Raw genomic sequence first — 9067 nt, 5'->3', positions numbered from 1 at the left:
CTGTAATAACAGAGAACACCGATCCAACTTGCGAAGGCGATAAGATTTACACCTTCACTTATACAGACTGTGCTAATAACGTCTCCGTTTACACCTACACCTATACGATTGATGTGTCGACATTACCTGTAGTTCCAGCAAATGCAACCAGCACTGTAGAATGTATAGCAGATGCGGTTCAACCAGCCACACCAACAGTAACGGATGTTTGCGGAAATAACATTATTCCAGTGATCACAGAGAACACCGATCCAACTTGCGAAGGTGATAAGATTTACACCTTCACTTATACAGACTGTGCTAATAACGTCTCCGTTTATACCTACACCTATACGATTGATGTGTCAACATTACCCGTGGTTCCAGCGAATGCAACCAGTACTGTAGAATGTATAGCAGATGCGGTTCAACCAGCCACACCGACAGTAACGGATGTTTGCGGTAATAATATTATCCCTGTAATAACAGAAAATGCCGATCCAACTTGCGAAGGCGATAAGATTTACACCTTCACTTATACGGACTGTGCTAACAATGTATCCGTTTACACCTACACCTATACGATTGATGTGTCGACATTACCTGTAGTTCCAGCGAATGCAACCAGCACTGTAGAATGTATAGCAGATGCGGTTCAACCAGCCACACCGACAGTAACGGATATTTGCGGTAATAACATTATTCCAGTGATCACAGAAAACACGGATCCCGTATGTGAAGGCGATAAGATTTACACTTTTACTTATACAGACTGTGCTAATAACGTCTCCGTTTATACGTACACCTATACGATTGATGTGTCGACATTACCCGTAGTTCCAGCGAATGCAACCAGTACTGTAGAATGTATCGCAGATGCGGTTCAACCAGCCACACCAACAGTAACGGATGTTTGCGGTAATAACATTATTCCTGTAATAACAGAAAACACCGATCCAACTTGCGAAGGCGATAAGATTTACACTTTCACTTATACGGACTGTGCTAACAATGTCTCCGTTTATACCTACACCTATACGATTGATGTGTCAACATTACCCGTAGTTCCAGCGAATGCAACCAGTACTGTAGAATGTATAGCAGATGCGGTTCAACCAGCCACACCAACAGTAACGGATGTTTGCGGAAATAACATTATTCCAGTGATCACAGAAAACACGGATCCCGTATGCGAAGGCGATAAGATTTACACCTTCACTTATACGGACTGTGCTAACAATGTATCCGTTTACACCTACACCTATACGATTGATGTGTCGACATTACCTGTAGTTCCAGCGAATGCAACCAGCGCTGTAGAATGTATAGCAGATGCGGTTCAACCAGCCACACCAACAGTAACGGATGTTTGCGGAAATAATATTATTCCCGTGATCACAGAAAACACGGATCCAACTTGCGAAGGCGATAAGATTTACACTTTTACTTATACGGACTGTGCTAATAATGTTTCAGTTTATACCTATACCTATACGATTGAAACTACGACTTTACCGGTGGTTCCAACGAATGATTCGAGTACAGTTATGGATGTTGCAGATGCTACAGAACCAATTGCTCCTGTGGTAATCGATGTATGTGGAAATAACATTATTCCTGTTGTTACAGAAAATGAAGATCCGTTATGTGATGGTGAAAAAATATACACATTTACTTATACAGATTGTGCTGGTAATACTTCGGTTTACACTTATACATATACCATAGATGTAACAGCAACTTTAGAGATTACGGATACCGATGTTACGGTATGTAGTGATGTTTCTATGGATTACAATTTAACTAATTTATCATCATTATCAGGAGTTACCTTTACTTGGGAAATTGCTCCTAATACAAACGTTAGTGGTGCTGCAAATGGTAGTGGAACAATTATATCAGATGCTATTACAAATACGAGTGGAGTAATTCAAAATATACTTTACAATATAACACCTTTTAATTCTGATGGGTGCGAAGGGAATACATTCGAGTTGTTAGTGTCTGTTAATCCAGAACCTTTTGTCGCTGTTTTACCTGTTGATACAACGTGCAGTAATATTGCTTTAAATCATGATTTAACAACGGATGTTGATTTAAGTGGAATAGCATTTTCATGGGTGGCCGATGAGAACAGTAATGTGAATGGTGAAACAACAACAGTTTCAACAGCAAATTCAATTACAGATAATTTAATAAATACTTCAGGAGCTGTTCAAACTATAATTTATACTATAACGCCAACATCAGCAGATGGATGTCTTGGAGATCCGTATCAATATATTGTAACCGTAAGTCCGGAAGCTGAACTTGTAGTTCGTAAATCGACATTAGCTGCTTCAGATGGAAGTTATAATACGGTTGGAGAGGTTATTCAATATGAAATTACAGTAGAAAATATTAATGAAGTTGAAGTAAGCAATGTAACACTAGCCGATGTAAATGCCGATTCAGGAAGTATTTCTCCTTTAACTTTTAATACAATTCCAGCTTTTGGAACAGTTACTTTTAACGCATCGCATACTATTACTCAAGCCGATTTAGATGCAGGCGAAGTTGTAAATAGTGCTATAGCATCTGGTTTTGATCCTTGTGGAACTGAGGTTTCAGATGTATCTGATGATCCGAGTACAACAGATTCTAATGATGCTACAGTTACAGTGTTAGAACAAACACCATCAATGTCTTTAGAAAAAGTAGTAACCTTTAATGATGAAAATGCCGATGGTATTCCTCAAGAAGGAGAAACTTTAAACTATAACTTCACAGTTTCTAATACAGGAAACGTGTCGTTAACTAATATTTCTATTAGCGATCCATTGATTACTGTTAATGGAGGACCAATAGATTTAGCTCCAACAGGTTCTGACGCTACAACGTTCTTCGGGAATTATACCATTACTCAATCTAATATTGATTCAGGAAGTATTACAAATTCGGCAACCGTAGCGGGTAATGATCCTAAAGGAAATCAAGTTCTCGATGTTTCAGATGATCCAAATAATACAGCAAACACTGATGTTAATGGCGATGGTGAGCCAGATGATGCTACTATATTCAATTTTGATGAAGTAGCGATGTTAGCTGTTTCTAAAACAGGTGTTTTTATTGATGCTAATGGAGATGGCGTAGCGCAAGTAGGAGAAACTATAGCTTATACTTTTGATGTGGCTAATACAGGGAATGTAACGCTTTACGGCGTGTCTATTTCGGATCCTTTAGTAACTGTTTCGGGAGCACCAATTACTTTAGCGCCAACCGAAATAGATAATACTACGTTTACTGCTGTTTACACCTTAACGCAAGATGATATAAATTCTGGAGATGTCTCTAACAGCGCAACGGTATCTGGAACTTCGCAAAGAGGAGCTTTCGTAAGTGCAGTTTCCGATGATCCAACAACATCAGCAAATAATGACCCTACGGTTACAACATTATTACAAGATCCTAAATTATCCTTATTAAAAACCTCTCAGTTTAATGATGAGAACGGAAATGGTTTCCCTGAAGTAGGTGAAACTGTTAGTTATTCTTTTGATGTTCGAAATATAGGAAATGTTACCATAACAAATATTGCAATAACAGATAATTTGGTTTCAGTAAATGGAGGTCCTATTGATCTTCTTCCAAACGAAAGAGACGATTCAACATTTACAGCAACCTATACGTTAACATTGGCAGATATTAATTCGGGTAGTGTTAGTAATTCGGCTTCAGTTTCAGGACAAGATCCAAATGGTAATGCTGTGACAGATACATCAGACGATCCAAATAATCCAACAAATAACGATGTGGATAGCGATGGAGATCCTGATGATGATACGGTAACGCTTTTAGCGGCTAACCCGAAAATGAGTGTGACTAAAACAGGTGTTTTTGTAGATGAAAATAATGATGGTATTTCTCAAGTAGGAGAAACTATTAGTTACACCTTCAATGTTGTAAATACAGGTAATGTTACCATTAATAATATTACTATTACAGATGCTTTGGTAACGGTTTCGGGAGGAGCAATAACTCTAAACCCAACTGAAAATGATGATAGCACATTTACTGCTGTATATACCATTACTCAAACGGATATCGACTCAGGAAGCATAAGTAATACAGCTGTAGTTAATGGTGAAGCGCCAAACGGAAGTGCAGTAACAGATGCTTCTGATGATCCAACCAATGCTACAGATTTTGATGATAACGGAGATGGCGAACCAGATGATGCTACCGTTACAACGTTACCAGTACAAGGCGGTATTAGTTTAACTAAAGCAACTTTACCAGCAACAGATGGAAGTTATGATACCGTTGGAGAACAAATAGTTTACGCATTAATAGTAACCAATACAGGTAATGTAACCTTAACTAATGTTAGTGTAACAGATGCTAATGCCGATAGCGGAAGCATTGTACCTGTCGTTATTTCGAGTATCGCGCCAGGGGTTAGTGTTTCTTTAACGGCAACACATACTATTACTCAAGATGAAATAAATTCAGGGTTGGTTAGCAATACAGCATCGGTTTCAGGTACAGATACATTCGGGAATGTGGTTACCGATGATTCGGATGATCCAAATGATGCAACAGATAATGATACCAATGCAGATGGCGAACCAGACGATGTAACTAATACAATCATTGCCCAAAACCCATCAATGCAATTAGAAAAAGTATCGGTGTTTAATGATGAAAATGGCGATGGTATACCGCAAAAAGATGAAACTTTAACATATACTTTTTCAGTAATTAATACAGGGAATGTAACGCTGACTAATATCTTGGTTACAGATCCTTTAGTTACGGTTAATGGCGGACCAATAACTTTAATGCCAACCGAAGTAAATAATGCTACATTCTATGCGGTTTATGCTATTACACAAGCCGATATCGATCTTGGTAGTATTACAAATTCTGCAACCGTAAATGGTGAAGATACCAATGGAGCTAATGTAACAGATACATCTGATGATCCGACAAATGCTACCGATTTTGATGCTAATGGTGATGGCGAACCAGATGATGCTACAGTTACAACTCTTACAAGTAATCCGGAATTAAGCGTCGCCAAAACCGGTGTGTTTATCGATGCTAATAGCGATGGCTTAGCTCAGGCAGGAGAAACCATTCAATATACTTTTGATGTCTCTAATACAGGGAATGTGACTATCTCTGGGATAACTATTTCAGATCCTTTAGTTTCAGTTTCAGGTAGTGCTATTACTTTAGTTCCAGGTGAAACGGATAGTACTACATTTACAGCAATATATGTTTTAAATCAAACTGATGTTAATACAGGTAGTGTTGAAAATATGGCTACGGCTTCGGGTACAGATCCATCAGGAAACACAATAACCGATGATTCTGATGATCCAACAACAAGTAACAATAATGATGCAACTGTTACTAGTTTATCAAGAGATCCTAAATTATCATTATATAAAATAGGAACATTTAATGATGAAAACGCTGATGGAATTCCACAGACAGGTGAAACAATATCTTATGTTTTTGATATTAGAAACACAGGAAATGTAACCATCTTCGGAATAACAATTACAGATCCAATTGTTAGTGTTGTGGGTGCTCCAATAGATTTGAATCCTGGGCAAGTAAATAATACTAATTTCTCTGCAGTTTATACTATTCAACAAAGTGATATCGATTCTGGTAATTTAACAAATACTGCTCTGGCAATAGGTCAAGATATTGATGGAAGTACTGTAACCGATGTTAGTGATTTCTCTGATGATCCGGATAACCCAACCAATGAAGACCTTAACGGTGATGGTGATCCAGATGATCCAACAGTAACAAGTTTAACTAGAAATCCAGAATTAACTTTAACTAAAACAGGCACTTTTAATGATGCCAACGGAAACGGTCTTTCCAATGTAGGTGAAACTATTAGTTATGCATTTGAAGTGATAAACTCAGGAAATGTAACAATTACCGATATTAGTATTTCAGACCCGTTAGTTGCGGTAAATGGAGCTGCTATAGATTTAATTCCTGGTCAAATAGATAATGCAACATTTACAGCTGTTTATACTATTACTCAATTTGATATCGATTCAGGCAGTATAACAAATGCCGCTGTGGTTACAGGTGAGGATCCTGATGGAAATGTTGTTTCAGATAATTCTGATGATCCAAACAACCCAACCAATGTAGATGATAATAATGATGGAAACCCAGACGATGATACTGTTACAAGTTTACCGATAGAAGGTAAAATAAGTATTCTTAAAGAAGCCTTAGCGGCTACAGATGGAAGTTACGATAGCGTTGGAGAGCAAATCGCTTACAATATTACTGTAAGCAATACGGGTAACATTACATTAACTAATATTTTAATAACAGATGCTAATGCCGATGCGGGTAGTATTTCTCCGGCTAATATTACCTTATTAGTTCCTGGTGAAAGTATTTCTGTTACGGCAACACATACATTAACACAAGAAGATTTAGATGCCGGAACGGTTTCAAATTCAGCGAATGTAAATGCAACCGATGCTTTAGGAAATGCGGTAAGCGATATTTCTGATGATCCGAATAACATGGCAGATAATGATGCTAATGCCGATGGAAATCCTGATGATGTAACAGTAACTAATATTACTCAATCACCATCAATCTCGCTTACCAAAGCAGCCGATTTAGCGCCAGATGGTCTATGGGATAGCGTAGGAGAAGTTATTACTTATGTTTTAGAAGTTGTTAATACCGGTAATGTTACGTTAACAGATATTGTAATTTCTGATATTAATGCCGATGCAGGAAGTATTTCTCCAGCTAATATCGCAACATTAGAGCCAGGAGAAAGTATGATGCTAGTTGCAAGCCATACTATTACACAAAGTGATTTAGATATAGGTTCGGTAACAAATACTGCAGTTGCAAATGCTGAAGATCCTAAGGGAGGTTTAGTTACAGACGACTCTGATGATCCTAATAATACTACAGATAGTGATGCCAATGGCGATGGAGAACCAGATGATGCAACAGTAACCGTAACGCCACAATTGGCTATTTTAGATGTAATTAAAGCTGTCGATTTTGGTTCGTATACCAATATTGGAGACGTTTTAACGTATAGTATTTCAGTTACAAACGCAGGAAATGTAACGTTATTAAATATTATTTTATCCGATGCTAACGCAACGCTTACCAGTGCGTCGACAGTGTCGTCTTTAGCACCAGGAGAAACCTTTACAGCTACTGCAGAACATTTGGTAACGGTAGATGATATTGATGCAGGTAGGGTGGTTAATACGGCATTTGTAGATGCAACAATTGTTAATTCAACAGCTTCAATCCGTGAAGATTCCGATGATCCTGATAACGCAACAAATGCTGATGTAGATAATGATGGAGATCCAGATGATGCTACAGTAAGTATCTTTAGTGGTGCTTCAGACTTAAGTATAGAGAAAGTTGTGAATGAAGCAGAACCGGTTGTTAATAACGAAGTTGTTTTTACTATTACTTTAACTAATGAAGGTTCTGTAACGGCAAATAATATTGTTGTTGAAGAATTTATTCCTAGTGGATATGAATTTATTTCTTACATAGCCACTGCCGGAACTTATTCAGAGAACGATGGTGAATGGACGGTGCCTGTGTTGAATGAAGGCGATATACAACTTTTAGAAATTACAGTTGAAGTACTAGGTACTGGGGATTATCTAAATACAGCGACTATCTTTAGTTTAGATGGTGGTATGGACACCAATTCATCTAACAATATGGCTACTGCTTTTGTTACGCCACAATGTTTAGAAGTTTATAATGAGTTTTCACCAAATAGCGATGGTGATAACGATTTGTTTTTAATTAGTTGTATTGAAAACTATCCGAATAATAAATTGGAAGTTTATAACCGTTGGGGAAATATTGTTTACCAAGCCAAAGGATATTCTAATACTTGGGATGGAACTTCTAACGGAAGGGTAACCATAAACGAGGCAAAAGAGCTGCCTGTTGGGACGTACTACTATGTTTTAGATTTAGGAAATGGTTCTAAACCAAAAACAGGTTGGATTTATATTAACAGATAATATTGGTAAGTTGTAGTACATACTATAATTTGTTGACTAATAAAACAAGTAGGTTTGCTTGTTAGCTTATACTAACATTTCTCATTTTTTTTAAGTGATGTTCTGCTTCTTTATATAAGAAAAACTCCAAACATAGAGCGCATCTAGGTTTGGAGTTTTTAAATTACTAAATGGCATATTTTACTCCAATAACGCTCATTTTACCCTCGATAATTGTTTTCCAATGTCCTGTAAATTCGGCACCGTAAGATGCGGCAATTGCCGGGCCTAATTTCTGTGCTTCATCATTATTCCATAACGGGCCTGCTAGAACATCTACTTTAAATTCGTTAGAACCTGTATGGTCTGTATTTAGTTCAACTTCTACAACACTCATTTTACCTTCTACTACGGTATTCCAAGAACCCGTAAATTTACCGCCGTGCGCTGCTGCTATTTTTGGGCCAATGGCTTGAGCTTCCTCGTTACTAAATAGTGGGCCTGCTGGAATGTTTACTTTATAACTTGACATAATTAATGGTTTTAAAAAATATTTCCTACTCTTTTTTAAGACTTTTCAGATTCCGCCTTTATAATTAAAAACTGATAGTAGCTACTCAATCGAAATTTTTGTTTTTGATTACATTACAAATGTCGGATGATATTACGAGTTTTAATAGCGTGCAAATACTTAATCTTGAAAACGGGTGTTAATACCTTATTTTCAGTGTGTTATGTTGTTTTTATTGTAAATAAATGAAAATGTTTTATTTAAAGCATTACAGTGCTTTTAATACTCCTGTAGTAAAACCGAAGTTTGATATATGGCATAAAATTGTAAAACAGTATAAAAGGAGTACAATTAAAAACTTGTGTTTTTACCTGTTATAGGCTATATAGTTTAAATAGCATCGGTCTTTAATATCTTAATTTACTCAGAGATTGAATAATTTAAAATGTCATAGTGCTCATGTAATAAATGATAGGTTAGCTTTATGTTCCAAATTTGTTCTGCGTATGTTTTAAGTTTTTTATTTGATAATATAATTTAGAGCTTA

Annotated in this window: 2 protein-coding genes; one reads left to right on the top strand and one right to left on the bottom strand. The window is 36.9% G+C overall.

The annotated features are described in order from the left end of the window. Nucleotides 1-8030: PKD-like domain-containing protein (locus ACJJV4_RS08145; RefSeq protein WP_405293258.1), on the top strand; the 8030-nt coding region annotated here is incomplete at its 5' end. A gap of 166 nt (nucleotides 8031-8196) precedes the next feature. Here the strand turns inward: ACJJV4_RS08145 and ACJJV4_RS08140 are convergent. Beyond that, nucleotides 8197-8541: a mannan-binding lectin gene (locus tag ACJJV4_RS08140; protein ID WP_405293256.1), complete on the bottom strand. Its 345-nt coding sequence runs from the start codon at nucleotides 8539-8541 to the stop codon at nucleotides 8197-8199. Between the last annotated feature and the right edge of the window lie 526 nt (nucleotides 8542-9067).

The organism is Algibacter sp. Ld11, from assembly GCF_045066735.1.
Lineage (GTDB): Bacteria > Bacteroidota > Bacteroidia > Flavobacteriales > Flavobacteriaceae > Algibacter.
This window is presented reverse-complemented; position numbering and strand designations above follow the sequence as displayed.

Bases quoted from the DNA above. Each gene is read 5' to 3' on its own strand.
- ACJJV4_RS08140 (WP_405293256.1), bottom strand. From the start codon at position 8,541: ATGTCAAGTTATAAAGTAAACATTCCAGCAGGCCCACTATTTAGTAAC.